Origin of the sequence: Mesorhizobium sp. M7A.F.Ca.AU.001.01.1.1 (assembly GCF_004022735.1) — a bacterium.
Classification (GTDB): Bacteria; Pseudomonadota; Alphaproteobacteria; order Rhizobiales; family Rhizobiaceae; genus Mesorhizobium; species Mesorhizobium ciceri.
Genome location: NZ_RZPF01001049.1, coordinates 1 through 1,503, shown reverse-complemented (window position 1 = coordinate 1,503; position 1,503 = coordinate 1). Strand labels below are relative to the sequence as shown.

Annotated in this window: 3 protein-coding genes; all 3 read left to right on the top strand. The window is 64.9% G+C overall.

The features are described from left to right. Nucleotides 1-165 (top strand): bifunctional ornithine acetyltransferase/N-acetylglutamate synthase (locus EN884_RS35625; RefSeq protein ID WP_206617751.1); only part of this gene is annotated, 165 nt, incomplete at its 5' end. 29 nt (nt 166-194) lie between these two features. Further along, the gene (locus tag EN884_RS35620) at nt 195-947 is read left to right on the top strand and encodes a GNAT family N-acetyltransferase (RefSeq protein ID WP_013529443.1); all 753 of its coding nucleotides are present in this window, start codon (nt 195-197) and stop codon (nt 945-947) included. After that, entirely contained in the window at nt 940-1,362 is a 423-nt protein-coding gene (locus tag EN884_RS35615) for a (deoxy)nucleoside triphosphate pyrophosphohydrolase (protein WP_063169074.1), read from the top strand. Before EN884_RS35620 ends, EN884_RS35615 begins: the two co-directional genes overlap by 8 nt. Nucleotides 1,363-1,503: the final 141 nt, after the last annotated feature.

Below are 1,503 nucleotides of genomic sequence, written 5' to 3'. Positions count from 1 at the left end.
GGCGAGCGCGACCCCGGCTATTCCGAGGCGGCGACGTCGGCCTACATGAAGCGCGACGATATCCGCATCCGCGCCGATATCGGCATTGGCCGCGGCAAGGCGACGGTGTGGACCTGCGACCTCACCAAGGAATATGTCGCCATCAATGGCGATTACCGGAGCTGACGGTTTTGAGCTCCAGGCATCCGGCAAGCATGCTCGCGATCGTGCGCCGTTACGAGGCGGCCGGCTTTCGCGCCTGGCCGGCGGCCGCCGTCCACTATGACGGCACCTGGGTGGTGCGGCTGACCGCCGGCCATCCGGCCAAGCGGCTGAACTCGGTCAATCCGCTCGATCCCGGCGACATCCAGCACATTGCCGACCGTATCGGCCGGGCCAGCCGCCGTTTCGATGCCTATGGCAGGCCGCTGACATTCCGCATGTCGCCGTTGTCGGGTCCCGATCTTGCCAGTCATCTCGACCGTGAGGGATGGAGCCGGTTCGACGAGTCGCTGGTCATGCGGCTGCCGCTGGCCGATGCGCAACTCGACGCTGCCATGGACCAGATCCCGCTGAAAGACATCAGCCGCTTCATCGGCGCGTCGCTCAAGGTCAGCGGTTCGGATGTTTCGCTGCGCCCCGGCCTGTCGGAGATCATCGGCGCCATCCAGCCCGAAGCCGGGCTGTTCGCGCTCGAAGATGGATCAGAAGCGCTGGCGACGCTGATCTGCGTGCATGACGGCGATCTCGCCGGCCTGTTCGAGGTCGCCACCGACAAGTCGGCACGCAACAGGGGCCACGGCCGCAACCTGATCCTGTCGGCACTGAAATGGGCACGGCTGCGGGGCGCACGGGAAGCCTGGCTGCAGGTCGAGGCCAACAATGTGCCGGCACTGGCGCTCTACCATTCGCTCGGCTTCGAGGAAGTCTATCGCTACCACTACCGGCGGCCGCCGGGTCATGAATGATGTCGTGACCGCCGGCAAGCGCCTGCTGCTGGTCGCCGCCTGCGCGCTGGTCGATGCCGACGGCCGGGTGCTTCTGGCGCAGCGGCCTCAGGGCAAGCAACTTGCCGGGCTGTGGGAGTTTCCCGGCGGCAAGGTCGAGCCGGGCGAGACGCCCGAACAATGCATCATTCGCGAACTGCATGAGGAAATCGGCATCGAAACCGACATCCCGTGCCTGGCGCCGCTCACTTTCGCCAGCCATTCCTACGACGATTTCCACCTGCTGATGCCGCTGTTCATCTGCCGCCGCTTTCGCGGTATCGCGCAGCCCAGGGAAGGGCAGGCGCTGAAATGGGTAAGGCCGAAGCAGATGCGCGATTATCCGATGCCGCCGGCCGATGAGCCGCTGATCCCGTTCCTCATCGATCTTCTCTGAGGCTCCCGTCCGGCCGGTTCCTGGCCGAGGCGTTGTATCAGCCAGCATTAATGGAAGATTTATCTCGTCGTGAAAAGTTGAAGCATGGCCGTTCGCGGCCGAGCGGTCGATTTGCCGGGGAGCGATAGCATGAGCCTAGAC